The sequence below is a fragment of the Streptomyces sp. 2131.1 genome, assembly GCF_900105515.1.
Taxonomy (GTDB): domain Bacteria; phylum Actinomycetota; class Actinomycetes; order Streptomycetales; family Streptomycetaceae; genus Streptomyces; species Streptomyces drozdowiczii.
The window spans coordinates 1,279,029-1,305,494 of record NZ_FNSY01000001.1; the positions used below are offsets into that span (position 1 = coordinate 1,279,029).

25 protein-coding genes and 1 pseudogene are annotated in these 26,466 nt (G+C 73.6%); 17 read left to right on the forward strand and 9 right to left on the reverse strand.

Going from position 1 to position 26,466, the window contains the following annotated elements; genetic code table 11:
- Nucleotides 1–17 precede the first annotated feature (17 nt).
- A complete protein-coding gene (locus BLW14_RS05700) occupies nucleotides 18–764 on the forward strand; it encodes an SAM-dependent methyltransferase (protein ID WP_093704975.1) in 747 nt (248 codons plus the stop codon).
- 12 nt (nucleotides 765–776) lie between these two features.
- Here the strand turns inward: BLW14_RS05700 and BLW14_RS05705 are convergent, their stop codons facing one another.
- The 6 genes from BLW14_RS05705 to BLW14_RS05730 form a co-directional block, all read right to left on the reverse strand.
- Nucleotides 777–2,003, reverse strand: a complete 1,227-nt coding sequence (locus BLW14_RS05705) for an acetyl-CoA C-acetyltransferase (protein WP_093704977.1) — start codon at nucleotides 2,001–2,003, stop codon at nucleotides 777–779.
- A gap of 140 nt (nucleotides 2,004–2,143) precedes the next feature.
- Nucleotides 2,144–4,345 carry a B12-binding domain-containing radical SAM protein gene (locus tag BLW14_RS05710; protein WP_093704979.1) on the reverse strand — a complete coding sequence of 734 codons (2,202 nt, stop codon included), beginning with the start codon at nucleotides 4,343–4,345 and terminating at the stop codon, nucleotides 2,144–2,146.
- Nucleotides 4,342–5,712, reverse strand: coding sequence for an MFS transporter (locus tag BLW14_RS05715; protein ID WP_256332687.1), 1,371 nt, complete (start codon nucleotides 5,710–5,712; stop codon nucleotides 4,342–4,344). Before BLW14_RS05715 ends, BLW14_RS05710 begins: the two co-directional genes overlap by 4 nt.
- A 27-nt stretch (nucleotides 5,713–5,739) precedes the next feature.
- Nucleotides 5,740–6,333 (reverse strand): flavoprotein, encoded by a 594-nt coding sequence (locus BLW14_RS05720; RefSeq protein ID WP_093704983.1) that lies wholly within the window; start codon nucleotides 6,331–6,333, stop codon nucleotides 5,740–5,742.
- Entirely contained in the window at nucleotides 6,333–7,700 is a 1,368-nt protein-coding gene (locus BLW14_RS05725; RefSeq protein ID WP_256332688.1) for a radical SAM/SPASM domain-containing protein, read from the reverse strand. The genes BLW14_RS05720 and BLW14_RS05725 overlap by 1 nt, the downstream gene beginning before the upstream one ends.
- 93 nt (nucleotides 7,701–7,793) lie before the next feature.
- Nucleotides 7,794–7,991 carry an aroma-sacti cluster domain-containing protein gene (locus BLW14_RS05730; RefSeq protein ID WP_018100617.1) on the reverse strand — a complete coding sequence of 66 codons (198 nt, stop codon included), beginning with the start codon at nucleotides 7,989–7,991 and terminating at the stop codon, nucleotides 7,794–7,796.
- A 206-nt stretch (nucleotides 7,992–8,197) separates the two neighbouring features.
- Here BLW14_RS05730 and BLW14_RS35690 point away from each other — a divergent pair.
- The 6 genes and pseudogenes from BLW14_RS35690 to BLW14_RS05755 form a co-directional block, all read left to right on the forward strand.
- A pseudogene (locus BLW14_RS35690) lies at nucleotides 8,198–8,356 on the forward strand (helix-turn-helix transcriptional regulator); the annotation flags it as partial.
- Nucleotides 8,357–8,362: 6 nt separating this feature from the next.
- Complete coding sequence (locus tag BLW14_RS05735; RefSeq protein ID WP_256332689.1) at nucleotides 8,363–8,746, forward strand: aroma-sacti cluster domain-containing protein; 384 nt, start codon at nucleotides 8,363–8,365, stop codon at nucleotides 8,744–8,746.
- 35 nt (nucleotides 8,747–8,781) lie between these two features.
- The gene (locus BLW14_RS05740) at nucleotides 8,782–11,919 is read left to right on the forward strand and encodes an adenylate/guanylate cyclase domain-containing protein (RefSeq protein ID WP_256332690.1); all 3,138 of its coding nucleotides are present in this window, start codon (nucleotides 8,782–8,784) and stop codon (nucleotides 11,917–11,919) included.
- On the forward strand, nucleotides 11,916–12,791 hold the full coding sequence (locus BLW14_RS05745) for a S8 family serine peptidase (protein ID WP_093704989.1): 876 nt from the start codon (nucleotides 11,916–11,918) through the stop codon (nucleotides 12,789–12,791). The genes BLW14_RS05740 and BLW14_RS05745 overlap by 4 nt, the downstream gene beginning before the upstream one ends.
- Before the next feature lie 13 nt (nucleotides 12,792–12,804).
- Nucleotides 12,805–13,329: a GAF domain-containing protein gene (locus BLW14_RS05750; RefSeq protein ID WP_093704991.1), complete on the forward strand. Its 525-nt coding sequence runs from the start codon at nucleotides 12,805–12,807 to the stop codon at nucleotides 13,327–13,329.
- A complete protein-coding gene (locus tag BLW14_RS05755) occupies nucleotides 13,322–14,311 on the forward strand; it encodes an ATP-grasp domain-containing protein (protein ID WP_093704993.1) in 990 nt (329 codons plus the stop codon). The genes BLW14_RS05750 and BLW14_RS05755 overlap by 8 nt, the downstream gene beginning before the upstream one ends.
- On the opposite strand, the gene BLW14_RS05760 is transcribed toward BLW14_RS05755, so the two are convergent.
- Nucleotides 14,271–15,209 carry a LysR family transcriptional regulator gene (locus tag BLW14_RS05760; protein ID WP_093704995.1) on the reverse strand — a complete coding sequence of 313 codons (939 nt, stop codon included), beginning with the start codon at nucleotides 15,207–15,209 and terminating at the stop codon, nucleotides 14,271–14,273. The genes BLW14_RS05755 and BLW14_RS05760 overlap by 41 nt on opposite strands.
- Nucleotides 15,210–15,360: 151 nt before the next feature.
- On the opposite strand from BLW14_RS05760, the gene BLW14_RS05765 reads away from it, so the two are divergent.
- Nucleotides 15,361–16,914, forward strand: coding sequence for a 3-hydroxyacyl-CoA dehydrogenase (locus BLW14_RS05765; protein WP_093704997.1), 1,554 nt, complete (start codon nucleotides 15,361–15,363; stop codon nucleotides 16,912–16,914).
- 47 nt (nucleotides 16,915–16,961) lie between these two features.
- The gene (locus BLW14_RS05770; protein WP_256332691.1) at nucleotides 16,962–17,357 is read left to right on the forward strand and encodes a VOC family protein; all 396 of its coding nucleotides are present in this window, start codon (nucleotides 16,962–16,964) and stop codon (nucleotides 17,355–17,357) included.
- Here the strand turns inward: BLW14_RS05770 and BLW14_RS05775 are convergent.
- Nucleotides 17,354–18,049, reverse strand: coding sequence for a helix-turn-helix domain-containing protein (locus tag BLW14_RS05775; RefSeq protein WP_093705001.1), 696 nt, complete (start codon nucleotides 18,047–18,049; stop codon nucleotides 17,354–17,356). The two genes, BLW14_RS05770 and BLW14_RS05775, sit on opposite strands and share 4 nt — an antisense overlap.
- Before the next feature lie 56 nt (nucleotides 18,050–18,105).
- Between BLW14_RS05775 and BLW14_RS05780 the strand changes: the two genes are divergently transcribed.
- Entirely contained in the window at nucleotides 18,106–18,450 is a 345-nt protein-coding gene (locus BLW14_RS05780; protein ID WP_093705003.1) for a CU044_2847 family protein, read from the forward strand.
- Nucleotides 18,451–18,454: 4 nt separating this feature from the next.
- Here BLW14_RS05780 and BLW14_RS05785 read toward each other — a convergent pair whose 3' ends face one another.
- Complete coding sequence (locus tag BLW14_RS05785) at nucleotides 18,455–19,582, reverse strand: YihY/virulence factor BrkB family protein (protein ID WP_093705005.1); 1,128 nt, start codon at nucleotides 19,580–19,582, stop codon at nucleotides 18,455–18,457.
- Nucleotides 19,583–19,656: 74 nt separating this feature from the next.
- Here BLW14_RS05785 and BLW14_RS05790 point away from each other — a divergent pair, with 74 nt between their 5' ends.
- From BLW14_RS05790 to BLW14_RS05815, 7 genes are all read left to right on the forward strand, one after another.
- Nucleotides 19,657–21,294 carry an acyl-CoA dehydrogenase family protein gene (locus BLW14_RS05790; RefSeq protein WP_093705007.1) on the forward strand — a complete coding sequence of 546 codons (1,638 nt, stop codon included), beginning with the start codon at nucleotides 19,657–19,659 and terminating at the stop codon, nucleotides 21,292–21,294.
- Nucleotides 21,295–21,563: 269 nt separating this feature from the next.
- On the forward strand, nucleotides 21,564–22,820 hold the full coding sequence (locus BLW14_RS05795; RefSeq protein WP_093710648.1) for a helix-turn-helix domain-containing protein: 1,257 nt from the start codon (nucleotides 21,564–21,566) through the stop codon (nucleotides 22,818–22,820).
- Between the two features lie 88 nt (nucleotides 22,821–22,908).
- Nucleotides 22,909–23,517: a GNAT family N-acetyltransferase gene (locus BLW14_RS05800; RefSeq protein WP_093705009.1), complete on the forward strand. Its 609-nt coding sequence runs from the start codon at nucleotides 22,909–22,911 to the stop codon at nucleotides 23,515–23,517.
- Nucleotides 23,518–23,666: 149 nt separating this feature from the next.
- A complete protein-coding gene (locus BLW14_RS35695; RefSeq protein WP_309500612.1) occupies nucleotides 23,667–23,750 on the forward strand; it encodes a putative leader peptide in 84 nt (27 codons plus the stop codon).
- A gap of 117 nt (nucleotides 23,751–23,867) precedes the next feature.
- A complete protein-coding gene (locus BLW14_RS05805; protein ID WP_093705011.1) occupies nucleotides 23,868–25,565 on the forward strand; it encodes a nitrite/sulfite reductase in 1,698 nt (565 codons plus the stop codon).
- Nucleotides 25,562–25,741 (forward strand): hypothetical protein, encoded by a 180-nt coding sequence (locus tag BLW14_RS05810; protein WP_093705013.1) that lies wholly within the window; start codon nucleotides 25,562–25,564, stop codon nucleotides 25,739–25,741. Before BLW14_RS05805 ends, BLW14_RS05810 begins: the two co-directional genes overlap by 4 nt.
- Nucleotides 25,738–26,454 (forward strand): phosphoadenylyl-sulfate reductase, encoded by a 717-nt coding sequence (locus BLW14_RS05815; RefSeq protein ID WP_093705015.1) that lies wholly within the window; start codon nucleotides 25,738–25,740, stop codon nucleotides 26,452–26,454. Before BLW14_RS05810 ends, BLW14_RS05815 begins: the two co-directional genes overlap by 4 nt.
- Nucleotides 26,455–26,466 lie beyond the last annotated feature (12 nt).

Here is a 26,466-nt window from a genome sequence, read left to right on the forward strand (position 1 = left end):
GATCTAGCTTCCCCGGCGTGGACCTTCCCCGTACTTTCACCATCCGCGAGAGCGGCCACCGTGTGCACAACCCGTTCACCGAGGAGGATCTGGCCACCCTGGGCCGGGCGCTGCGCCTGGAGCCGGGGACGAGCGTCCTCGATCTGGCCTGCGGCAGCGGCGAACTGCTCTGCACCTGGGCGCGCGATCACGGCGTGACCGGGACCGGCGTCGACATCAGCACCGTCTTCCTGGCCTCCGCCCGGGAGCGGGCGGCGGAGCTCGGCGTCGCGGACCGGGTCGGTTTCGTGCACGGCGACGCGGCCGGCCATGTCGCGCCGGACCCCGTCGACGTCGCCGCGTGTCTCGGCGCGACCTGGATCGGCGGCGGTGTGACCGGCACGGTCGGGCTGTTGAGCCGGTCCCTGCGGCCGGGCGGCATGCTGCTGGTCGGCGAGCCGTACTGGCGCCTGGAACCGCCGGACCAGAAGACCGTCGAGCACTGCCACGCCCGGACCCACGACGACTTCCGCGCCCTGCCCGAGCTGGTCGAGCACTTCGGGGAGCTGGGCTGGGACGTGGTGGAGATGGTCCTCGCCGACCAGAAGGGCTGGGACCGGTACGCCGCCGCGCAGTGGCTCACCACCCGCCGCTGGCTGGACGCCCACCCCGACGACGAGCTGGCCCCGCAGATGCGCGCGGAGCTGGACACGGCGCCGGCGCTGCACGTCCGCTACCAGCGCGAGTACCTGGGCTGGGGCGTGTTCGCCCTGATGCGGCGCTGAGACGGCCCGTGTTCAGGGCGTGACGCGCTCGAAGACCGCCGCGAGCCCCTGGCCGCCGCCGATGCACATGGTCTCCAGGCCGTAGCGGGCCTCGCGGCGGTGCAGCTCCCGGGTGAGGGTCGCGAGGATGCGGGCGCCGGTGGCGCCGACGGGGTGGCCGAGCGAGACACCGGAGCCGTTGACGTTGATCCGCTCCTCGTGGTCCTTCTCGCCGAGGCCCAGTTCGCGGGTGCAGGCCAGGACCTGGGCGGCGAACGCCTCGTTGAGCTCGATCAGGTCGAGGTCGTCGAGGTTGAGCCCGGCGCGGCCGAGCGCGGCGTGGGTCGCGGGGACCGGGCCGAGGCCCATGGTGGCGGCGGGCACCCCGGCCCGGGCGAAGGAGACCAGCCGGACCAGCGGGGTGAGGCCGAGCCGTTCGGCGGTGGCGGCGCTCGTCACCAGGCAGGCGGCCGCCGCGTCGTTCTGGCCGCTGGCGTTGCCGGCGGTGACGGTGGCCTCCGGGTCGGACTTCAGCATCACCGGGCGGAGCGCGGCGAGCTGTTCGGCGGTGGTGTCGGGGCGGGGGTGCTCGTCGGCGGAGACCACCGTCTCGCCCTTCCTGGTCCGTACGGTGACGGGGACCGTCTCCTTCTCGTACCGGCCCTCGGCGGCGGCGAGCCCGGCCCGCCGCTGCGAGCGCAGGGCCAGCGCGTCCTGGTCGGCGCGGCTGATCCCGTACGTGCGGCGCAGGTTCTCGGCGGTCTCGATCATGCCGCCGGGCACCGGGTGGTTGACGCCGCCGGCGGTGACCCGGCCCCGGGCGAGCGCGTCGTGGAGCTGGAGGCCGGGGCCCTTGATGCCCCAGCGCCCGTCGTGCGTGTAGTACGGGGCGCCGCTCATCACGTCGACGCCGCCCGCGATGACGACCTCGCTGAACCCGGCCCTGACCTGCATGGCCGCGTCCAGGACCGCCTGGAGCCCGGAGCCGCAGCGGCGGTCGGTCTGGAGGCCCGTCACCGACTGCGGGAGCCCGGCGTCCAAGGCGGCGACCCGGCCGATCGCGGGGGCATCGGCCGAGGGGTAGGAGTGGCCGAGGATCACCTCGTCGACCCGGTCCGGGTCGACGCCGGTGCGGGCGACGACCTCGGCGATGACGCGGGCGGCGAGGGCGGCCGGCTTCTCCGCGGCGAACACCCCGCCGAAGCGGCCGATGGGGGTGCGCAGGGGTTCGCAGATCACGACATCGAGGGCGTCGGGCACGGCGGGGCCTTTCCGGAGGTCGAGGGACAGGGGTCCGGCACGACCCTCGCACCCGGCGGCCGGACCGGTCCAATACCCAGTTTCCCCGGCATCGAGACGCCCGCCGTCTCAATCGTCCGGCCCGGCCGCCCCGGGACGTCTCAGGCCCGGGCCTGCGTCGCGAGCATCAGGCGCAGGGCGCGGGTGACGGCGTTGTCCGCGCCGAAGTCCACCCCTGCGGGCACCTCGACCAGGTCGCCGTGGGCGAGGACGAGGACCCCGCAGGAACCGGGGCGGGCCGTGCCGGTCCCGTCGAGCCATTCCGCGTAGCCGCCGGACGTGGTGTCCAGGTCCGCCCGGCTGCGGCGGCTGACCTGCGCCATCAGGTCGCTGATCCCGGTCAGCTCCTCGACGGAGGCGAACGGGACGGTCACGACCGGTTCCTCGACCAGGCGGACGCGCGGTTCCTCGTCGCGGGCGGGGCCCTCGGGGTCCTCGGGCAGCAGACCCGGGCCGAAGCGGGCGAAGTACAGGAGGCTGTGCGCGGAGTCGATGCCGCCGACGAAGGGCCGGTCGAAGCTGGTTCTCCGGTTGCCGGCGAAGTACTCGCGCGGGATACGGGGGTCGTCGGCGACGGGCCAGTGCACCTCGCCGGACTCGCGGTCGCGCCAGGGGAGATAGCGCCGGATGTCGTCGGACGCGGAGGTCGGCAGGACGTCGATGCCGAAGCGGTCGGGGTCCTTGGCGACGATGGAGCCGGGTGTCAGCGCGAACACGCCGATGCCGGAGGTCGTCCACAGCTTCTCGTGCCGGTGGAGGAACTCGTACGTCGCCAGCGCCTCCTCGCGGGTCTCGGTGGGGAAGCCGGTGAAGCCCATCATCTGGGCGGCGATGCCGTTGCGCGCCAGCTCCGTGAGGACGTCCGGGACCACGTCGATCCTGACGCCCTTGTCGATCAGGTCGAGGACCCGCTGGGTGCCGGACTCGTAGCCGAAGGAGACCGCCACACAGCCGGAGGCGGCGAGGACCTCACCAGCGGAGCGCTTGGGGAAGGTGCGCTCCAGGCGCAGTTCGGCGGACCAGCGCAGGTCCAGGGAGGATTCCGCGAGGGCGGCGGCGAGGGTGCGCAGGTAGCGGGGCGACATGGCGTCCACCGCGAAGTAGACGGTCCTGCCGTACCGGCTCGCCTCGCGCAGGTCCGTCAGCACGGCTTCGACGGGGCGTTCGCGCGAGGGCGAGGTAGGCCGGTCGGTGTTGAGGCCGTAGTCGCAGAAGGTGCACTTGTTCCAGTAGCACCCCCTGGTCGGGCTGTAGAGGATCACCGGCTCGGGCGCCCAGTACCGGTCCCAGTCCCACACGTCGTACGCCGGCGAGTCGGGCGTCGCCACGCTGCTGTACGCGATGACGGGGTCCGGGCGGCTCCTGGTCATCACGCCGCCGATGCCCTCGAAGGCGTCACCGCCCCGGACCGCACCGTTTCCGACCGCGTCGAGGATGCCGATGAGGGCGTCCTCCCCCTCGCCCGGAACGATCAGGTCGGCGTCCTGGAAGACCCGCCACGAGGCCGCCGGGTCGGTGGCGTACTTGACCACGTCACCGACCTCGGTCCCGCCGAAGACGATCACGGTGTCGGGCAGCACGGTCCGGATCAGGCGGGCCATCCTCAGGGCGACGGGCAGCTGACTGGTGTAGTTGACCGAGAGCCCGACCACCGCCCAGGGGCGTTCACGCAGCTTCGGTACGAACTCGTCGGCGAAGTAGCCCTCGAAGGGGCGCGCCACGGCCGCGGGGACCTCGGGGTCGGACAGGTCCGCCGTGCTGCACAGGTTGACGGCGGACTTCACCCGCATCGAGAAGCCGTCCGCCGCGCCGGGCGGCATCTCCAGGGCGATCAGCTCCCACCACCGGCTCGTCACCGCGACCGCCTGGGCGTAGGTCGGGGGGTGGTAGAAGTGCTCGGGGTCCTGGAACACGCGGATCGCGTCGCGCGCCGAAGTGGCGGTCAGGCCTTCGGCGGCCAGGGCCTGCCGGTAGCGGATCTCGTCGTGGCGGCGGGGGGCGCCGGACCTGGCCTCGATCTCGGCGCGCAGCGCGCGGGCGGCCGTGAGCGTGGCGCCGAAGCGTGCGGGGTCGGCGAGGTAGCCGAAGGCGTCGAGGTTGGCGTCCACGCAGGCGTACTCGGTGTGGCCGGCCGCCCTGGCGGCGCCCACGAGGTACGGGATGGAGTGGTAGGCGGTCGTCGGGTCGGTCACCGGCGGATTGACCAGCAGGTACGCGGTGTTGCCGGTGCCCCGGCCCTGCCGCCGGCCGTGGTCGGGGTCCCCCTCGAACCGCGGCATGCCTAACGGGACGAGCACGCTCATCGCTGTGACTCCTGACTGTTGTCCTGCCCTGCATGCGTGGAGCGGGCGGCCGGCACACCGGGTCCGTGCCCGGCGGCGTCCGGGGCCCCGGCGGGTGCGGGGACCGGCGGGGCGTATTCGATGTCGGCGCGGTGCTCGCGGAACACCCGCTGGGTGAGCGCGCCGAGGACGGTGAGGGCGATGGCCCCGCCCGCCACCGGGAAGAAGGGGGCCGCGCCGAGGTGGCGGACCCCGAAGCCGGCCACCGCGACGGAGACCGGGAAGGTGCCCATGACGGCCAGCATGACCAGGCTCATGACCCGGCCGATGAGCGCGGAGGGGGCCCAGACCTGGAGCATCGTCACCGCGACGATGTTCTGCCAGCCGCTGGCCAGCGCGTAGACGCACACGCACGCCGCGGCGCCGGGCAGGCCGCCGGCGTACGGGACGGCGCCCAGGGCGATGCCCATGACGACCGCGAGGGCGGCGAAGAGATAGGCCGGCGACTCCACCGGCCGGCTGCGGGCGGCGACCAGGGAGCCGGCCAGACCGCCCAGGCTCAGGCAGGTCAGCAGGATTCCGTAGCCGGTGGCGCCCATGCCCTGGTGGGCGAGTTCAGGCAGGGCCACCTCGATGGTGCCGTTGAAGGCCAGGTTGCAGACGAGGGCCACCACGAGGACGACGTGCAGCAGCCTTCCGTGGCGCAGCAGCTCCGGGAAGGACACCTTGTGGACCGGGGTTTCGCCGGCGGCGTCGGGTCCGCCGGTCTCCGGGGCGTCCGCGCCGGAGCGTATGCGGGAGAGGACCAGCGCCGACACGAGGAAGGACGCGGCGTCGACCGTGAGCGCCGGGCCGGCGTCGAAGGCGGCCACCAGGGCGCCGCCCGCGGTGGGTCCGAGGAGTCCGCCGACCTGGTTGACCATGGTCGAGAGTGCGTTGCCCCGGCCCAGGTCCTCCTTGCGCAGCAGGGCGGGCAGGAGGGTGTACGAGGCGGGGATGAACATGCCGGAGCAGGCGCCCAGGACGACGGCGATGGGAGCGAGCTGACCCAGCGTCGGCGTCCCGGCCGAGGCGAGCACCGCGAGGGTGCCGACGGCGGCGGCGCGCACCAGGTCGGTCATGAGCATCACCCGCCGGCCGCCGATCCGGTCGGCCACCACCCCGCCGAGCGGAATGGTGACGACGCGGGGGATGCCGTAGCAGGCCAGGACCGTGCCGAGCAGGACCGGGCCGCCGTCGCCGGAGAGGATCAGCCACGGCAGCGCGACGGCGTAGCAGTAGTCGCCGACCGTGGAGGAGAGTTGCCCGGCGAGCAGCAGCCGGAAGCCGCGCACCGACATGGGTCCGCCCGTCAGCGCCGTACGGAGCCGGTGTCCGGCTGCTGCCACGTCTCCTCCTAGTGCTGGGTGGTGTGTTCAGCCGCCGAGCGGGTCGACCGGCATGTCGAGGAACTCGCCGATCACCGCCGTCACGGTGGCGGGCGGCGGCAGCCCGAGGTTCTTGCGTACGTCGCCCGCGGCGATCTGCCAGCCGGTCGCGGGCACCGGGTCCACGACGGCATGGCCGTCCGCGCGCAGCCGGTCCACGTTGCGGCGGACAGCGGGGCGTTGCCACATTAGGCTGTTCATACTCGGAAAGAACACCACCGGGCGTTCATGGGCGAGCAGCGCGGAGCTGAGGAGTCCCGAGGCGAGTCCGTTGGCGGCCTGGCCGAGCATGTTGGCGGTGGCGGGCAGGACGACGAACCGGTCCGCCCAGACGGCGGGCGCGACATGACCGGTCGTCAGTTCGTCCTCGCCGTCGCAGTACACGTCCCGGCACAGCAGCCGCATGGTCGTGGCCGGGATGAGCGCGGCGGCGGAGCGGGTCATGGCCATGCGGATCTCGACGCCGGGTCCGAGGCCGGTGCGCAGAGCCATGAGGTACTGCGGAACGGCGAGTACGTTGGCCGAGCCGCACACGCCGATGAGCAGCCTGCGCGGGGCGTCCGGGCCGGTTCCGGCCGTCATCACCGGGCCCCGGCGGGCTCACCGGCCACCTCGTGCAGGCCGCACTGGGCGGCGATGAGATCCAGCCGGTCCTGGACGTTGTACTTGTAGCCGGGGCAGGGCGGATGGCCCTCCTGCCACGCCTTGGGGCAGGAGCCGCCGCAGGTGGGCATGAAGACGCAGCTCCTGCACCAGGTGGTGCCCGCGGCGATCTCCTCGTTCCAGCCGTCGAAGGGGCCGAGCGGCCGGACCGGTTCGGTCCCCGCCCGGTCGATGGTCGTCAGCGCGAGGGTGCTCTCGGCCTCGGGGACGAGGGGGTATTCGCTGCACGAGAAGATGTTGCCGGTGCTGCTGATGATCTCGGACGAGCGGGTTGTGGCGGGGCAGAGGACCTTCCGGGCGGTGGTCGGCAGCAGCTGTGTGTGCAGGCCGTGCCGCGTGAGCAGCCTGAGCCACCCCGTCTCGCGTTCGGCGAACTCCTGCTTGGACACCTCGATCGCCGATATGTCGTTTCCCCACGAGTGGACGGGAGCGATCGAGAAGGAGACGCGGGGGTGGCTGAAACCCAGCTCCGCCATCAGTTCGACATAGCGCGGGACGGAGTCCTGGTTGTGCACATCGACATTCGTGCGGAACGAGAAATGGGTGGGGCCCAGGCCGGGTTCGTCGAGCACGGCACGCACCGCGCGCACGATGTTCCAGAAAGATCCGCGTCCGCTTTTCAGCGGCCGGTGTTCATTGTGTATATCCGGCGGCCCGTCGATCGTGATCTCGAAATGGGTGACGCCACAGGAACGGATGAGCGTGTTGATTTTCGTGGGGTTGAGGAGGGAGCCGTTGGTGACGATCACCGAGGAGTAGGCGACCCCGCGCTCGGCGGCGGCGGCGACGAACCGGGGGGCGAGGTCGCGGATGACCGCGTAGCCCATCATCGGTTCGGCCCCGAACCAGTCGATGCGGGCGCTGCGGGTCTCCGGGGCGTTCACGGCGCGCAGCACGCGGTCGCGCACCCGGCTGCGGTGGTCGCGGGAGAGGCCGCCGCGGGTGTGCTCCTGGCCGCAGTAGGCGCAGCCCATGTTGCAGTAGGAGGTCGGCAGCAGGGCGATGTGCACCGCGGAACGGTCCGCGGACGCCTGCCGGTTGCGGTCGAGTACGGCGGACAGCTCGTCCTCGCCGGCCGGCACGAGCAGCCGCGCGGCGCGCAGGGCGCCGGTCCAGGCCGGGGAGACCGCGGCGGCGTCACCGGCCTCCAGTGCCCGCGCGGTGGGGAGGTCCACCGCCACCGTGCTCGCGGTGCGGGTGCCGTAGGCGAGCCGTACCGGGACGCCGGAGGTGTCGGCGTACGCGCGGTCGCTCAGCACCAGGTATCTGCTGACTTGGTCCATCATCACGCTCCCACTGGGTGTCCGGGCACACGGCGGTCCGGTGGTCCTCACGGGCGGGCCCGGCGGCCGTGGCCGCCGGGCCCGCCGTGGCTGGAATCAGCAGAGGACGTTGACCTGGTTGTCGTTCACCTGGCCCTCGACCGCGGCCGACACCGCGTTGAGCCGGGCCTGGATCGAGCCGAGGACCGCGACCTCGTCCGGGCTGAGGCCGTTGAAGATCTCGCGCTCGGAGTCCGACAGCAGGTCGACCGGGGTGCCGGCGCTGCGCAGCGCGTCGAGGGGTGCTTGCGACATGGGTCACTCCTTCGTGGAGACGGTCACTGGCTGGTGCAACGGCAAGGCTGCTCCGGCGCCCCCCGGCTTCATATCCCCCGATCGACTATGAATCCGGTGGGCGTGTGATCCCTCTCAAGGCGTTCTTGTCCGGAACATGACCCGCAGCTACTCTGACCCCCGGGAGTGAGGTATTTCCTCTGCCGGCCCATGCTTCGCTCACCACAATGGGGGTAAGGGATTTGACCAGGCGTGAAATTCTGATCGCTTCGCTCGTGGCCGCCGGCTCCTCGAACCGGGATATCGCGGAAGCTCTCTGCATCAGCCCTCACACGGTGGCCGCTCACTTATGCAACATGCTTCGAAGAACGGGCGCTTCGAATCGTACGGAAATGATTGCGCGACTGTACGCACAGGGTGTTCTGGTCCAGGGGATCTGGCCGCCGCTGCCCGCGGACGAGCGGAAGCGGCAGGAGGCCCCCGAGGCCGTCGGCGCCCTCGCGGCGGCAGCGGTCGCGGAGTGCTCCATCGGACCGGCGGGCGTCACGCTCGACTGGCCGCACTACGGGAACGAGGTACCGGTAGCCATGACCTTCGACGCCCTGCACGCACTACGTGAGGCCGGCCACCCGGTGGACCTGCTGGCGGTGGAGCAGCGCTCGGTCCTCTCGGCGCTCAGCGAACACGAGGTCCGGGTGCTGAACTCCGTCAAGGAACGGCTGGAAGCCGCGTCCGGCGAGGTGGAGGGACAGGGGCAGGACATCAAGCTCCTGTGAACGGCGGTGCGCGGTGCGGCGGTTGCCGTGCCACGGTGCCCGACGGAGCCCGGTTCTGCCCCGAGTGCGGCACTCCGGTGGTCGCGGGGGCGCCGTCGTCGGACAGCCGCAGAATCGTCACGGCGGTCTTCATCGACCTGGTCGGCTCGACCGTGCTGGCCGAGACGTTGGACCCCGAGGCGCTGCGGCGCACGATGGACCGGTACTACCGGGCCTGCACCACGGCGGTCACCGAACACGGGGGCGTGGTCGAGAAGTTCATCGGCGACGCCGTGATGGCCGTCTTCGGTGCGTTCGTCACCCACGAGGACGACGCGCTGCACGCGGTCCGGGCGGCGTGCGCCGTACGCGAATCCGTGGCGGCCATCGCGGCCGGTCCCGGGGTGCGGCTGGACATCCACTGCGGGATCGCCTCGGGAGAGGCCGTGGTGGCGGGGGTGCTCGGCGGCGCGGCCCGGGTGGTCGGGGACGTCGTGCACACCGCCGCCCGCCTCCAGTCGCACGCCGGGCCGCACGAAATCCTGATCGGTGAGGAGACGGCCGGACTGGTGGGCGGCCGGGTCCGCATGGAGGCCGTCGCCCCGCTGCGGGTGAAGGGCAAGCGCGAACCGGTCGCCGCCCGGCGGGTGTTGTCCGTCCTCGACGCGGCGAGCCGTGAGGACCTGGTGCCGCTCGTCGGGCGCGACGGTGAACTGCGCCTCCTGCTGGCCGAGTTCGCGGAGACCCGGGCCGAGCGCCGCAGCCGCCCGGTCACGGTCGCCGGTCCCCCGGGCATCGGCAAGTCGCGCCTGGTGCGGGAGTTCCTGGGCCGCGTCGGGGAGGACGCCGTCGTCCTGCGGGCCGGCTGCCAGGCGTACGGGGCCGGGCTCGCCCACCGCCCGCTGGCCGAGGCTGTCTGGTCACTGCCCGGCGGCTGGGAGCAGGCGCGACGGGCGCTGGAGGCGCTGCGCCCCAGCGCGGACCGCGCCGTCACCGCCCTCGCCGTCGCCCTGGGCATCCGCACCGGGAACGGACTGCCGGTGAGCGTCGACGAGATCGGGTGGGCGTTCCGGCGGCTGCTTGAGGCCCTGGGCCGCGACGCCCCGGTGGTCCTGGTCCTGGAGGACTTCCAGTGGGCGCAGCCGACCCTCTCCGACATGGTCACCGATCTCGCCGAAGGCGCCCGGAACACCCCGCTGCTCGTCGTCCGCGTGGCACGCGCCGAACCTGGTGGCGGAGTCCCGGCCGGTGAACTGGCGCTGCGCCTGGACGCGTTGCCGCCCGCGCAGACCGAACGGCTGGTGGAGCTGCTCGCGGACCGGGCCGAGGTCGCCGCTCAGGAGGCGGTCGCCACGGCGGACGACCTGGCCCGGGTGGTACGGGAGTGCGACGGCAATCCGCTCTTCGCCGAACTGCTCCTGGAGAACCTGGCCGGCCACCGGGCCGTGGACCAGGGCGTTCCCACGTCGATCCGGGTCCTGCTGACGGCCTGGCTGGACCGGCTGCCGGCCACCGACCGGGCCGTGCTGGAGCGCGCGGCGGGGGTGGGCGGGTCGTTCACCGCCGAGGACGTGCACGCACTCGCCGGGGACGCGCCGGCCCTGGCGGGCGGGGTCCTCGACGACGCGCTGGGCCGGCTGCTGCGCTCCCGGGTGATCCATCCCTACGGCCCGCCCGGCACGTACCGGTTCACCCGCGCGCTGGCCCGGGACACCCTGTACGAGATGACCTCCAAGGCCCGGCGCGCCACCTGGCACACCGTGCTCGCGGACCGGCTCGAAGACGGGGCGCCGGACCCGGCGGCGGAGGGGGACCTCGCGCACCACCTGGAGTCCGCGTGCCGGCTGCGGTCCGAGGCCGATCCCGGCGACCCCGGGCTGCCCGCGCTGACCGGGCGCGCCGCCCGGGCACTGGTGGCCACCGGGTACGGGGCGCTGCACCGCCGCGACCTGCCCGCCGCCGTCTCGCTGATGGAACGCGGGCGCGCCCTCACCCCGGACGGCGACCCTCAGCACCGGGTGCTGGCCGCCCGCATCACCGACGCGTACGCGGCGCTGGGCCGTTGGGACAGCGCCCGGCACGCCGTGGCGGAGGCGGAGCGCCGGAACGGGGACGACGCCCCGACCCGGGACACCTGCGCCATCCTGCGGCAGCTGATCGCCCTGCGCTCGGGGGGACCGGAGCCCGCCGGCGCCGCGTACGCGCCCGGTGCCGGGCCCGCCGTGCCCGGTCCGGCGGACGACCTGAGCTGGTGCCGGCTGCACCAGCTGTCCTCGCTGCGGAGCTTCGCCGAGGGCCGGATCGGTGCTGCGGAGGGCTCCATGCGCGACGCGCTCTCCCGGGCGCGCGGGCTCGGCGACACCTACGAGGGCAACCGCATCCTCGCGTCGATCTGCGAGCTGACGCAGTGGTCGCCGACCCCGCTCACCCAGGCCATCGCGCTCTGCGAGGAACTGGTCCGGCGGTTCGACGGCGACCGGAGCCTCCTCGTGCCGGTCCTGCTGACCCGGGCCCGGCATCTGGCACTGTCGGACCGGGTGGACGCGGCCCGCGAGGACATCGCGCTGGTCCGCGTCCACTGCGACGACCTGGCGCTGGCACTCGGCACACTGGCGGCCGGCCAGACGGCGGGGTTCGTCGAGTCCCTGGCCGGGGCCCACCCGGCGGCCGCCGGCCACTACGCGGCGGCCGCGGACGGGCTCGCCGCCCTGGGGCAGACGCGGACGGCGGCGACCTTGCGCCTGTACGCGGCCCGGGAGCGGTTCTGCGCCGGGGAAGGACCCGGTCCGGACGCGGCCGAGCTGGCCGACCCGCCCGGGGAACGGCCGGAGGACACCCGTACCCGGGCCGTCCGGCTGGCGCTGCGGGCGCGGGTACGGGCGCGGGCCGGGGCGTACGGGGACGCGGTCGGGGACGCCGGGCGTGCCGTCGCCGCCCTGGACGGCACCGACGACCCGTGCCTCATCGGTGACGTCTGGTTCGAGGCGGCCCGGGTGCTGGACGCCGCCGGTGAACCGGGGCGCGCCCGGCACGCCGCCGGACGCGCGCTGGAAGCCCTGACGGCGAAGGAGGCGGTGCTGCCCGCCCGGGCGGTGCGGGCCTGGAGAACGGCCGGACCGGAGGAGGGCCAGGCGGTGCTGCCCGCCCGGGCGGTACGGGCCTGGAGAACGGCCGAACGGGAGGAGGACCGATGAGCGATCCGCCCTGGAGACGGCCCGCGCGCCCCTACACGCCGGGCGTGCCGGCCTGGGGCGCGACGAGGGCGCAGGCTCACGAGGCCTTCGCGTCGATCCCCATGGACTCGGTGTCCCCGGAGTGGGCGTGGGGCGGGGCCGACGGTTCCGGGGTCCGGGTCTGCGTGGTGGACAGCGGGGTCGAGGGCGGCCATCCGATGGTCGGCCCGGTCGATCTCGCCGTTACGGCCGTCCCGGACGAGGACGGCGAGGTGGAGATGGTGCCGTGCGAGCCCACCGACCGCGCCGGGCACGGCACCGCCTGCGCCGGGGTGATCCGGTCCGTCGCGCCCGGGGTCTCGGTCTCGTCCGCCCAGGTGCTGACCGACGGCAAGACGGGCAGCGGCCCGGCCCTCATGGCCGGGCTCTCCTGGGCCATCGAGCAGAACTTCGACGTCATCAACCTCAGCCTGGCCACGACCCGCCCCGCCCTGACCGCGCGGCTCCACGAGCTCGTGGACCGGGCCTACTTCCGCCGCTGTGCGCTCGTCGTCTCCGCGCACAACCGGCCGGTGCCCAGCTATCCCTGGTCGTTCTCCTCGGTGATCTCCGTCGCGAGCCACGACGAGGACGACCCGATGACGTACTACTACAACCCCGCGCCGCCGGTGGAGTTCCACGCGCGCGGCGTACGCGTGCCCGTGGCGTGGCCCGGCGGCGGCACCATCCGCTCGACCGGCAACAGCTTCGCCGCGCCGCACATCTCGGGCCTGTGCGCGCTGATCCTCGGCAAGCACCCCTGGCTCACGCCGTTCCAGCTGAAGACGGTGCTGTTCCTCTGCGCCGGGAACACCACCGGTCGACTTGGAGGTGCGCATGACGAAACCTGTTGACGCCGCGACGCCCGTGGAGCGCCGCCTGCTGCAGTCCATCGTGGAAGTCGCGCGCCATGTCTTCGGCGCGGCGGCCTCCTCGATCTTCCTGATCGATCCGGAGACCGGCGACCTGGTCTTCGAGGCCGTGGCCGGTGAGGGCGACGGACAGCTCGTCGGTACGCGGTTCCCGGCGGGGACCGGCATCGCGGGCTGGGTCGCCGCTTCGGGGCAGTCGATGCTCGTCGACGACCTGCGCGAGTCGCGGCACTTCTCGGGCGAGGCCGCCGCCTCCACCGGGTACGTGCCCGACAGCATCATGGCCGCGCCGCTGTTCGGCGACGACGAGTGCGTCGGCGTCCTGGAGGTCCTGGACCGGGGCTCCGACGGTGTGCGGGAGATGGCGGACGTCGAACTCCTCGGGCTGCTCGCCGACCAGGCCGCCATCGGCCTCGAACTCCTCACCCGGCTGCGCGCCGCCGACCCGGACAACCGTTCCGACAAGGCCCTGCGGCTCCTGGAGATGGCGGAGTCGCTGCTGGCCCCGACCCATGGCTGAGCGGTGCGTCCTGCTGCTCACCAGGCGGGGCGACCGGGAGGCGACCGAGGCGGCCGGTCTGCTGCGCCGGATCGGGGTGCCCGTGCACCGGCTCGACGCGGACCGCCTGGCGGAGGTCCGGGCAGTGCACGGGCCGGACGGCGTACTGGCCCTGGACGGGCACCGGTTCGCGCCGACGGTGACCTGGCTGCGGCACTTCTCGCTGCGGGCCGCGCTCCCGCCGGGCCCGGCCGGCGGGCGGATGGTGTACCGGGACGCGTGGACCGCGCTGGCCCGGCAGCTGGCCGCCGCCTCCCCGGCCGCGATCGGCGCCGCCGATCCGGGGCAGCTGGCGCAGCGGGACCTGGCCCGGGCGCTCGGGGTGCGCGTCCCGCGCGGACTGGTCACCACCGACCCGGCGGACGCGGCCCGGCTCCTCCCGGCCGAGCGGTACGTGCTCAAGGTCCTCGACCGGCACTACGTGGAGCCGGAGCCCGGCCGGCTGGACTGGCACCTGCCGCGCGTCGTCGACCGGGTCCGGCTCGCCGGACTGCCCGGACTGCCGCGCGGCACACCGGTGATGCTCCAGGAGTACGTGGAGCACGACACCGAGTACCGGGTCTACCTCGCCGGGGACGAACTGCACGCCTTCGAGGTGGCCAAGGAGCGCCCCGATGACATCTGGACGCGTCCGGACGAGGTGATGGTCCGTCAGGTCAGGGCCCCGGCCGCCGTGGCCTCGGCCGCGCGCGCCGTCGCCCGGGAGACCGGCGCGCTCTACGGGGCGTTCGACTTCCTGCGGGCACGGGACCGGGACGAGCCGGTCTTCCTGGAGATGAACGCCCACGGCGACTGGCACTGGTTCGAGCGCAGGGCCGGCGTCGACGTGGTGACCCGGGCCGTGGTGCGGACCGTGCGGGACCTCCACCGGTCCGCCGCCGGTGACGCGCGCCCGGCGGCGGTCAGCCTGCTCGCGTTCCTCGGCGCGGGCCGGGGCGGGTGACCGGGCCGTCCGGTGTGGGCAGCGCCCGCTCCGCGACGGCGAGCACCGCGTGCAGGGCGGCCGAGGGGTTGTCCGTCCGCCAGGCGAGCGCCGCCTGCCGTCTGATCGGCGGCCCGGCGAGCGGACGGTAGACGAGGCCGCCGAGCTGGATGTGCTGGACGGAGGTGACGGTGAGCGTGACCCCGACGCCCGCCGCGACCAGCGCCAGGATGGTGTACGAGTCGGGCGCCTCCTGCACCACGCGCGGGTTGAACCCGGCTGCCTCGCAGGCCGCGGTCATCGCGTCGCGCACGGTGGAGCCGGTGTTGGCGGGGAAGGCGACGAACGGCTCCCCGGCCAGCGCGTCGAGCGGGATCTCCGGGCGGGCGGCGAGCGGATGGTCGACGGGCAGCGCGCAGACCAGCTCCTCGTCGTCGATGACCCGGCAGCTCACGCCCGGCGCCGTCACCGGCAGCCGGACGAACCCGAGGTCGAGCGAGCCGTCCGCGACCCGGGCGAGCGCCACGTTGGCGTAGGTCTGGCCGGTCATGACCAGCTCGATCCCGGGGTGGGCGGCGCGCACCGCGCGGGTGAGCAGCGGCAGGGTCTCGTGGCTGGAGGCGCCGGCGAAGCCGATCCGGACCCGCCCGTACGCGCCCTGCCCCGCCGCGCGCGCGGCCCGTACCGCCGTGTCCAGGTCGTCCAGCACGGTCCGCACCGGCTGGAGGAAGGACTCCCCCGCGCTGGTCAGCCGCACCGAGCGGGTGTTGCGTTCGAAGAGCTGGACGCCGAGTTCCTTCTCCAGGCGGCGGATCTGCTGGCTCAGCGGCGGCTGCGCCATCTGGAGCCGTTTCGCGGCGCGGCCGAAGTGGAGTTCCTCCGCCACGGCGAGGAACGCGGCGAGATGGCGCAGCTCCATGCCGTCCCCTCCCCCGGGTCCGCCCGCATCATTGATTCGTCCAGCGTCCGGGTCTGAGCCTAATTCGGTATTGGACGGCGATCAAAGGCCGCTGAAAGCGTCGGCGGTGCGGGCACCCGGCCCGCGCCCCATCGAGAGGACCGTGACCCGCATGCGTATCAGGATCGTCGGCGCCGGAGCCATGGGCCGCGGCATCGCCCAGTGGGCGGCCGCGGCCGGACACACCGTCGAGCTGTGCGACGTACGGGCCGAGGCGGTGGCGGACGCGGTCGCTTTTGTACGTTCCATGCTGGAGCGGGCCGTGGCCAAGGGGCGGATGTCCGCGGCGGACGCCGAGGCCGCGGTGGAGCGGCTGGTCGCGCTGGACGACCCGTGGGCGGCGGGCCCGGACGTGGATCTGGTGATCGAGGCGGTGCGCGAGGACCTGGCGACCAAGGCGGAGGTGTTCGGCCGCCTGGAGCAGGTGCTGCCCGCGTCCGCCGTGTTCGCCACCAACACCTCCTCGCTGTCGGTGACCCGGATCGCCGCCGAGCTCAAGGACCCGACGCGCCTGGCGGGGCTGCACTTCTTCAACCCGGTGCCGCTGATGCGGATCGTGGAGGTGGTGCCCGGCGCGGCGACCCGGTCCGGGATCCCGCCGCTGCTGACCTCACTCGTGGAGGGCTGCGGACACCGCGCGGTGACGGTCGCGGACACCCCCGGCTTCCTGGTCAACCACGCCGGGCGCGGCCTGGTGACGGAGGCGCTCGCGCTCCTGGAGGAGGGCGTCGCCGAACCCGCGGACCTCGACAGGATCGCGCGGGACGTGCTGGGGCTGCGGATGGGCCCGTTCGAGCTGATGGACCTCACCGGGCTCGATGTGACCGCCGCCGTCATCGACTCCATCTGGGAGGGCTTCCGCCACGAGGACCGGCTGCGCCCCTCCTTCCTCACCCCGAACCGGGTGGCGGCCGGGCTGCACGGCCGCAAGACCGGGCACGGCTGGTACGCGTACGGCCCCGAGGCCACCGGGCCCGCGCCGGAGCCGGCGGTCGCCGGGAACGCTGACCGCCCGGTGCACGTCTTCGCGCCGGACCCCGCCCGGGAGGCCGCCGCGGCCGCGCTCCGCGAGGCGCTGGCCGCGGCGGGCGCCGCAGTGGAGCACGGGGAGCGGCCGTCGGACGACGCGGTGGTCCTGGTCCCGGTGTGGGGCACGGCCGTCGCCTCGGCGGTCGCCGCGCTCGGGCTGCCCGCCGCGCGCACCTTCGGTGTGGACCCGCTGCCGGCGGCCGGGCGCCGGCGCGTGCTCGCGGTGACCCCGGCGGCGGACGCGGCGGCGGGGCGGGACGCCCGTGCGGTACTGGCGCGCGCGGCGGACGGCGGGGAGCCGTTCGCAGTGTCGGTGGTCCGGGACACGGCGGGCTCGGTCGCTCAGCGGCTGCTCGCCTCCATCGTGTCGGTCGCCGCGTCCATCGCGGAGCGCGCGCTCGCCGCCCCGGCCGACATCGACGTGGCCGTCACGACGGGGCTCGGCTACCCGGTGGGCCCGCTGGCCTGGGGCGACCGGATCGGCGCTGCCCGCATGCTGGAGCTGCACCGGGCGCTGCACGCGACGACCGGCGACCCGCGTCACCGCCCGACGCGCTGGGTCACGGAACGCGCGGAGCTGGGCCTGGCGCTGACGGACCCGGGGACGTCGCCGGCGGATGTGCTCGGGGCGCGGTGACCGATTCCTACAAGACGGCGGGCGTGGGCCCGGCCTACGGTCGGTCCATGACTCCACGACTCGACGCGATCGGCATCGTCACCGCCGACCTGCCCGCCTCCCTCGCCTTCTACCGCCGGCTGGGACTCGCCATCCCGGCCGGCGCGGAATCCGCACCCCATGTGGAGGTGTCCCTGCCTGGCGGCGGGCGCCTGATGTGGGACACCGAGGAGATCGCCCGCTCCCTCGACCCCGGCTTCACCCCGCCGTCCGGCGAGGACCGGCTCGGGCTGGCCTTCCTGTGCGACAGCCCGGCCGAGGTCGACGCGGTGTACGAGGAGCTGACCGGCGCCGGTCACCGGGGCCATCTGAAGCCGTGGGACGCGGACTGGGGCCAGCGGTACGCCGTCGTGCTCGACCCGGACGGCTGCGCGGTCTCGCTGTTCGCGCCCTCCAACGCCTAGGAACGGCCGAAGTACGCGGTCAGGGTGGTGCCGGCCAGGTCGCGCATGTCCCGCGCCAGATGGGCCTGGTCGGCGCAGCCCGCCTCGATTGCCGCGTCGGCGTACGGCAGCCCCGAGCGTACGAGGGCCAGGGCCCGCTGGAGGCGCAGCACCCGGGCAAGGGTCTTGGGCCCGTAGCCGAAGGCGTTCAGGGAGCGGCGGTGCAGCTGGCGGGGGCCGAGCCCGGCGCTCCGGGCCGCCTCCGCGACGCCGGCGCCCGCCTCCAGCCGCGCGGCGACCGCGCGCATCACCGGGTCCGGGGGCTCGGTGCGGGCCGCCCGGTCCAGGGCGATGTCCTCCAGGGCCGCGGCCGGGTCGGCCGCTTCGGCGACGCGTTCGGTGAGGCGGCGGACCCGGGCGCCGGGCCACAGCGCGGCGAGCGGCACCCGGAGATCGCGCAGTTCGTGGGCGGGCACGCCCAGCAGGGCGGGGGCGGCGCCCGGGGCGAAGCGGATTCCGGCCCAGCTGCCGCCGGCGCCGGTGGCGGGCGCGGTGCGGGTGTCCGGCCCGGCGACGAGGAGGCGCTCACCGCTCCAGAGCAGGTCCATGCAGCCGTCGGGCAGCACCGGATGGGCCGTGCCCGGCTCCGAGGTCAGGGTCCACACCCGTGCGCCGTCCAGTGCCGACGCGCGCTCTTCGTAGCTGTCGCCCATGCCACTAGTCTCGTCCACGGACACAGCAGCGAACGTAATCGGCTACGGGGGCGGTCATGGCGTCACTGATGGAGTTCACCACGGACAACGGGGCGACGGTGACGGTGGAGGTCGACCGCCACGCCCCCGGGGCGCAGCTGGTCTCGCGGGACGGGCAGCACGCCCTGGCGCGGGCGGGACGCACCTTCGACAGCGCGCTGGAGGGCATCCGCTCGGCGGCCGAGTCGGCGCTCGCCGTGTTCCGGGACGGGAGGCTGCAGCCGGACGGGGTGGAGCTGGAGTTCGGCGTGAAGATCACCTCGGAGGCGGGGGCGGTGATCGCCAAGAGCGCCCTGGAGGGCCATCTGACGGTGAAGCTCTCCTGGTCGCCGGGGTCGCAGAGCCCGGCGACCGCCGACTGAGGGCTCACTCGTCGTAGGGGTTCGCCCGGTCCGCGTCCTTCTCGCGGCCGGGCTTCTGGAGCCGGGACTTCACGTCGTCCGGCGGCAGGAACCGGGACCAGCGCTCGGGGAACTCGGAGGGCATGTACGGGCTGTCGCCCTCGTCGCCCTCGTCATCGTCGTCGTCCTCGTCGGCCGGCGGGCCGCCGTGCCAGCTCTCCGCCTGGGTGCGGGCCACGAACTCGGCGGCCTGGGCGGCGCGCACCCGGTCGTTGGCGGCGCGGGCGGCGGCCGTGGCGACGGAGGGCCAGACCCGGTCGATGGCCGCGTTGACGGCGGCGCCCACCAGCACGGCGAAGGCGGAGATGCCGATCCACAGCAGCACCGCGATGGGGGCCGCCAGAGATCCGTAGATCGTGGGCCCCTCGACCGTGCTGGTCAGGTAGATCCGGAGCAGGAAGCTGCCCACCACCCACATCGCCAGCGCCACCAGGGCGCCCGGCATGTCCTCTATCCACGGCGAGCGGACGGGCACGGACACGTGGTAGAGGGTGGTCAGGAAGGCGACGGAGAGCACGATCACGAGCGGCCAGTACAGGACGCTTATGACCTCGGTGCCCCACGGTATGAGCTCCACGACCCGGTCGGGCCCGACCACGAGCAGCGGCAGCACCACCGCGCCGAGCAGCAGCGCCACCACGTACAGCAGGAAGGCCAGCATCCGGGTCTTGACTATTCCGCGCTGGCCGTCGAGCCCGTACATGACGGTGATCGTGTCGATGAATACGTTGACCGCGCGGGAGCCCGACCACAGGGCGATGGCGAAGCCGATGGAGATCACGTCGGGCCGGGCGCCGGTCGTGACGTCGGCGAGCAGCGGCTTGGCGAAGTCGTTGACGCCGCGTTCCGAGAGCACGGTGTGGGCCGCGCTCAGGATGTTGCGCTCGATGGAGGCGACCGTGGTGGTGCTCGTCCACTCGTCGACGTAACCGAGCAGGCCGATCAGGCCGAGGAGCAGCGGGGGCAGGGACAGCAGGGTGAAGAACGCCGCCTCGGCGGCGAGTCCCAGGATGCGGTACTCCATGCACGAGTTGACCGTGTCCTTGAGCAACTGCCAGGCGAGCTGCCGCTTGGAGACGTTGCGATAGAGCACTCGGGCCCGGTGGAGCCGGCCCGGTGGCCGCTCGGGTGTTTCGTTTGCTGCCTGCACGTCCTTACCGTATCGGCATGGCAGCCACCACCCACACCGTGTCCAACCAGGCCCCTCCCCTGCTCGGCTATGACGTCTTCGGCGCGGACCGGGTGCTCGGCGAAGCCGTGGAACGTCATCTTCCGGCTGAGGTGCTGGACGAGGCGCGGGACGGGCTCACCGCGCTCGGCAGGTCGGCCGGCTCCGCGCAGGCGGCTTCCTGGGGCACCCTGGCCAACGAGAACCCGCCGAGGCTGCGCACCCACGACCGCTACGGGCACCGCGTCGACGAGGTGGAGTTCCACCCGGCCTGGCACCGGCTGCTCGGCCACGCCGTCGGCGCCGGACTCACCGACGCCTGGGACCGGCCGGGCGGGCACATCCGCCGGGCCGCCGGCTTCCTGGTCTGGACGCAGGCGGAGGCGGGGCACGGCTGCCCGCTCTCGATGACGCACGCCGCGGTGCCGGCCCTGCGCGCCGAGCCCGAGGTGGCCGCCGTGTGGGAGCCGCTGCTGACCTCGCGGGTGTACGAGGAGGGGCTGCGGCCGCCCGGGCGGAAGGCCGGGGTGCTGCTGGGGATGGGCATGACGGAGAAGCAGGGCGGCTCGGACGTGCGGGCGAACACCACGCGCGCCGAGCCGCTGTCCGGCGACGGCGAGTACGCGCTGACCGGGCACAAGTGGTTCTGCTCGGCACCGATGTCCGACGCCTTCCTGGTCCTCGCGCAGGCCCCCGGCGGGCTCACCTGCTTCCTGCTGCCCCGGGTGCTGCCGGACGGCAGCCGCAACCCGTTCGCGATCCAGCGGCTCAAGGACAAGCTGGGCAACCGGTCGAACGCCTCGGCGGAGGTCGAGTTCGACGGGACGTGGGCGCGCCGGATCGGCGAGGAGGGACGCGGTGTCCGCACGATCATGGGCATGGTGGCGGCGACCCGGCTGGACTGCGTGACCGGTTCGGCGGCGCTGATGCGGCAGGCGGTGGCGCAGGCGGTCCACCACACGACGCACCGGTCCGCGTTCGGCGGCCCGCTCGCGGACAAGCCGCTGATGCGCAACGTGCTGGCCGATCTGGCGCTGGAGTCGGAGGCGGCGACCGTGCTGGCGATGAGGCTCGCGGCGGCGTACGACGGCGGGGGCGAGAGCGAGTCGGCGTTCCTGCGGATCGCGGTGCCGGCGGCGAAGTACTGGGTGACCAAGCGGTGCGCGCCGCTGGTGGGCGAGGCGCTGGAGTGCCTGGGCGGCAACGGCTACGTGGAGGAGTCGGGGATGCCCCGGCTGCTGCGGGAGGCGCCGCTCAACTCGATCTGGGAGGGCTCCGGGAACGTGCAGGCGCTGGACGTGCTGCGGGTCCTCCAGCGGGAACCGCTCGCGCTGAACGCGTTCCTCCGGGAGGTCGGCCTGGCCCGGGGCGCCGACCACCGGCTGGACGCGGCGATCAAGGACCTGCTGACGGAGCTGGCCGATCTGGCGGGGATCGAGGCGCGGGCCCGCCGGGTCGTGGAGCGCGTCGCGCTGGTGCTCCAGGGCTCGCTGCTGGTGCGCTGGGCGCCGGCCGGGGTGGCCGACGCCTTCTGCGCTTCGCGCCTGGGCGGGGACGGGGGCGCGGCGTTCGGAACCCTGCCGCACACCCTGGATCTGGCGTCGGTCGTGGCCCGGGCCCGGCCGGTGGATCTCTGACCGGGCAGCGACGGGGGGTGGTGCTGCGCCGACACGGCACCACCCCCCATGCTGTAACCCACCGGACCTGGGGGCCGGAGCCCCGCGGTGCGGTGTACCGCCACTCTTGTACGGGCCCGGGGCCCTCGCCAGAGTTGCAGAGGGTTGCAACCATTGTGTGGAGTTGCGGTTTCGCGGCCCGGGGGGCGGCAGGATGGGGCGCGGCCCGCGGAGCGGGCCGGGCACTGGGGTGAGGGGGAACCGGCGTGGAGACGACTCCGGTGGAGGTGATGCGGCCGGCCGCCCGGGAGACCGCGCAGGCCAGGCGCCTGGTGCACCGGGTGCGGGAGGCGCGGATGGCGGGCGACCGCATGCCCGCCGCGCCCCGGGCGGAGATCGGCGCCTCCTGGGACCGGGTGCTGCGCAGCGGCATCGATCCCGAGCAGACGACGCACAGCGCGCTGCTGGAGACGGACGAGATCGAGCACCGGCGCCGCAGCTCCGCGCTGGGCGAGGTGATGCCGCTGCTGAGCGACGGCCTGACCAACATCGCGGACGCCTCGCAGCAGATCATGGTGGTCACCGACGTCGAGGGCCGGGTCCTGTGGCGCGAGGGCAACACGGGGGTGCTGCGCCGGGCCGACGGCATCTGCCTCGCGGAGGGCGCGGCCTGGTCCGAGGAGATCACCGGCACCAACGCGATCGGTACGGCGCTGGCCTCGCGCGCCCCGGTCCAGGTGCACTCGGCGGAGCACTTCGTGCGCACCCTGCACGGCTGGACGTGTGCGGCGGCGCCGGTCCGCGACCCCCGGGACGGGCGGCTGATGGGGATCGTCGACATCAGCGGTCCCGCGTCCACCTTCCACCCGACGACCCTGGCCCTGGTCCGGTCGGTGGCCCGGCTCGCGGAGAGCGAGATCCGGGTGAGGCACCTGGAGGCGGTGGACCGGCTGCGTGCGGTGGCCGCTCCGGTACTGGCCCGGCTGGGCGGCCGGGCGGTGGCGGTGGACGGCCACGGCTGGACGGCGGCGGTGACGGGGATGCCCCCGGTGGACCGGCTGCCGCTGCCGAAGTCGCTGGGGCCCGGCCGGGTGTGGTTGCCGTCGCTGGGGATGTGCCGGGTGGAGCCGCTGCCGGGCGGCTGGCTGGTGCAGGTGGCGGACGGGACGATGGACAGCCCGCCGCGCCGGGTGGTCCTCGACCTGAGCCGGCCGCGCTCGCTCGCGGTGAACGTGGTGAGCCCCGTGGGCACCTGGACCCAGCGGCTCTCGCCCCGCCACGCCGAGCTGCTGTACGCGCTGGCGGTGCACCGGGAGGGGCGTACGGCCTCCGAGCTGGCGCAGGACCTGTTCGGCGACGCGACCAGGACGGTGACGGTCCGGGCCGAGATATCGCGGCTGCGGCGCCATCTCGCCGAGGTGCTGGCGCACCGCCCGTACCGGTTCGGCGAGGGCGTGGAGGTGGAGGTGCTCCACCCGGAGCACCCGGCCGATCTGCTGCCGCGTTCGAAGGCGCCGGTGGTCGTGGCGGGGCGCGGGGCCGCCTGAGCGACGGGTCTCCGCGCAGGTCCGGGCGGTGAAGGCGGGCGGGGGCCCGGCTCGGGTGCGGGTGGCGGGGCATGGTTTTCTTGCGGCCATGAGCAACCCCGTACGCCCCACCGGTGCCGCCGTCGACGAGGTGACCATCTGGTCCCTGGAGCAGACCTCCCCCGAGGATCTGCGGCCGTCCGCCGTGCCGGACGGGGACGTCCGGATCGTGCGGTCCGAGGTGCCGCTGCCCGAGTTCAGCCGGTTCCTGTACACGGCGGTCGGCGGTGACATCCGGTGGACGGACCGACTGGGGATGACGTACGCGCAGTGGCAGGAGGCCCTGGACCGGCCGGGCGCGGAGACCTGGGTGGCGTACGCGAACGGCACCCCTGCCGGCTACATCGAGCTGGACCCGCAGGACGACGGCGTCGTGGAGATCATGTACTTCGGGCTGATCCCCGCCTTCCGCGGGCGCCGGATCGGCGGGCATCTGCTGTCGTACGGGGCGGCCCGCGCCTGGGACCTGGCCGAGCGGTGGCCGCAGCGGCCGGCGACGAAGCGGGTGTGGCTGCACACCTGCTCCAAGGACGGCCCGCACGCGATGGACAACTACCTGCGGCGCGGCTTCCGGCTGTTCGACACCCGCACGGAACTGGAGGAGCCGGTGGCGGCCCCCGGACCCTGGCCCGGCTCGGACCGACAGCCGCTTCCGTAGCAAATCCCCTCGCTTGTCCGGTTTTACGCTTCACTCCGGCGCCCGTCACCCGCGTGACGGGCGCCACACCGTCTCATGGAACGGGACAGTCTCGTCCACATCATGGATAGTGGTGGACTGCCGCGAGATCCCCATGACACGCTTCCGTCATGTCCGGAACTGGAATTGCCTTGGTGAGTCGACGCCACGTCGACCTCGGCCGCATGTCCAGCGCCATCTGTCCGGCGGGCTGAGAGTCCCAGCACCGCCGCGCCCCCCCCTTTTCTCCGCGACACCCCTGCGCACCGCCGCGCCTCACGCGAGTGTGCAGTTCAGAGCCGCCCTCCCGCAGTCCCGAAGGACGTACTGTCATGGCCGCAACCCCGGAAACGCCTGCGCCTGCCGCGCCCCGCCGCAAGGTGGGCCGCCACCGCGGCGAAGGCCAGTGGGCCCTGGGGCACTACACCCCGCTCAACGGCAATGAGCAGTTCAAGAAGGACGACGACAGTCTCAACGTGCGGACACGCATTGAGACGATCTACTCCAAGCGCGGATTCGACTCGATCGACCCCAACGACCTTCGGGGGCGCATGCGTTGGTGGGGGCTCTACACCCAGCGCAAGGCCGGCATCGACGGCGGCAAGACCGCGGTGCTGGAGCCGGAGGAGCTTGAGGACAAGTACTTCATGATGCGGGTCCGCATCGACGGCGGGAAGCTGACCACGCAGCAGCTGCGCGTCATCGGCGAGATCTCCCAGGAGTACGCGCGGGGCAGCGCGGACATCACCGACCGGCAGAACGTCCAGATGCACTGGATCCGCATCGAGGACGTCCCGGCGATCTGGCAGAAGCTGGAGGCCGTGGGGCTCTCCACGACCGAGGCGTGCGGCGACTGCCCCCGTACGATGATCGGCTCCCCGGTGGCGGGCATCGCCGCGGACGAGATCATCGACGGCACACCGGCGCTGGAGGAGATCCACGCCCGGTACATCGGCAGCCCCGAATTCTCCAACCTGCCCCGCAAGTTCAAGACCGCTATCTCCGGCTCCCCGGTCCAGGACGTCGTCCACGAGATCAACGACATCGCCTTCGTGGGCGTCGAACACCCCGAGCACGGGCCGGGCTTCGACCTCTGGGTCGGCGGCGGACTCTCCACCAACCCCCGGCTGGCCGAGCGCCTCGGCGCCTGGGTGCCGCTGGACGAGGTCGCCGACGTCTGGGCCGGCGTGGTCGGCATCTTCCGCGACTACGGCTACCGGCGGCTGCGCAACCGGGCCCGGCTGAAGTTCCTGGTCGCCGACTGGGGCATCGCCAAGTTCCGCCAGGTGCTGGAGGACGAGTACCTCAAGCGCCCGCTGCTGGACGGCCCCGCCCCGGCGGAGCCCAGCAGCCGGTGGCGCGACCACATCGGGGTGCACCAGCAGCAGGACGGCCGCTTCTACGTCGGCTTCGCCCCCCGCGTCGGCCGGGTCGACGGCTCCACCCTCGCCAAGATCGCCGAACTGGCCGAGGAGCACGGCTCCGGCCGGGTCCGGACCACCGTCGAGCAGAAGATGATCATCCTCGACGTCGAGCAGGACCGGGTCGAGTCGCTGTCCGCGGGCCTGGAGTCGCTCGGCTTCCAGGTGAAGCCGTCCACCTTCCGGCGCGGCACCATGGCGTGCACCGGCATCGAGTACTGCAAGCTGGCGATCGTCGAGACGAAGGCGCGCGGCGCCTCCCTCATCGAGGAACTGGAGCGCAGGCTCCCCGACTTCGACGAGCCCCTCACCATCAACATCAACGGCTGCCCCAACGCCTGCGCCCGCATCCAGACCGCGGACATCGGCCTCAAGGGCCAGTTGATGCTGGACGAGAACGGCGAGCAGGTGGAGGGCTACCAGGTCCACCTGGGCGGCGCCCTCGGCCTCGACGCCGGCTTCGGCCGCAAGGTACGCGGCCTGAAGGTCACCTCGGCCGAGCTGCCCGACTACGTGGAGCGCGTGCTCGGCAGGTTCCAGGAGGAGCGCGAGGCCGACGAGCGCTTCGCGACCTGGGCCGCCCGCGCCAGTGCGGAGTCGCTGTCATGAGCGGGCGCGCCGCACCGTTCCACTGCCCCTACTGCGGCGACGAGGACCTGCGCCCGCACGAGGCCGGGCACGGGGCGTGGGAATGCGCTTCCTGCAATCGGGCGTTCCAGCTGAAGTTCCTGGGCCTGCTGACCCGGGGGCTGACGCCCAACAGCGCGGGAGGGGACGAGATATGACGATCGTTCAGAACATCGACACGCTCACCGACGAGGGCCTGAGGGAGCTCGCCGAGCGGGCCGGGCGCCAGCTGGAGGACGCCTCCGCGCTCGACATCCTGAAGTGGGCGACCGACACCTTCGGTCCCCGGTTCTGCGTCACCTCCTCGATGGAGGACGCGGTCGTCGCGCACCTCGCCTCCCGGGTGATGCCCGGCGTGGACGTGGTGTTCCTCGACACCGGCTACCACTTCGAGGAGACCATCGGGACCCGGGACGCGGTGGACGCCGTGATGGACGTCAAGGTGATCACGCTGACGCCGCGTCGGACCGTCGCGGAGCAGGACGCCGAGTACGGGCCGAGGCTGCACGACCGCGACCCCGACCTCTGCTGCAAGCTGCGCAAGGTCAAGCCCCTGGAAGAGGGCCTGACCGCGTACACCGCCTGGGCGACCGGGCTGCGCCGCGACGAGTCCCCGACCCGGGCGAACACCCCGGTGGTCGGCTGGGACGAGAAGCGCCGGAAGGTGAAGGTCTCGCCGATCGCCCGGTGGACCCAGGACGACGTCGACGCCTACGTCGCCGAGCACGGGGTGCTCACCAACCCGCTGCTGATGGACGGCTACGCCTCCGTGGGCTGCGCGCCCTGCACCCGCCGGGTGCTGGAGGGCGAGGACGCCCGGGCCGGCCGCTGGGCCGGGCGCGGCAAGACCGAGTGCGGGCTGCACGGCTGATGACGACTGATC